The organism is Bradyrhizobium sp. Kon10 (assembly GCF_055807395.1).
Genome location: NZ_JBVVOZ010000313.1, coordinates 1 through 251, shown reverse-complemented (window position 1 = coordinate 251; position 251 = coordinate 1). Strand labels below are relative to the sequence as shown.

At 68.5% G+C, this 251-nt stretch carries 1 protein-coding gene; it reads right to left on the bottom strand.

Going from position 1 to position 251, the window contains the following annotated elements; genetic code table 11:
* Positions 1-251: nuclear transport factor 2 family protein (locus AC0L2O_RS37170; RefSeq protein WP_473373252.1), on the bottom strand; the 251-nt coding region annotated here is incomplete at both ends.

The following is a 251-nucleotide window of genomic DNA, read 5'->3' as shown; positions in this document are numbered from 1 at the left end:
CGCGGTCGTAATTGCCGAAATAGGTCGACACTTCGGCCTTGCCGCGCAGGCGGAGGCGGTTGACGACTTCGAGCTGGATGTCCTCGGCGATCAGCGCCCTGACCGCGTCGAAGTCACGCGCGTTGAACAGGTCGACATAGCGGCGCAGCCGCCGCTCGTCATCGGCGTCGAGCCTGGGCGCGGCCACCTGTTCGGGCTCGGCTGCCAATATGCGCAGCTGCGCCCGCCCGCGATGCAGCGCCGCCTTGGTC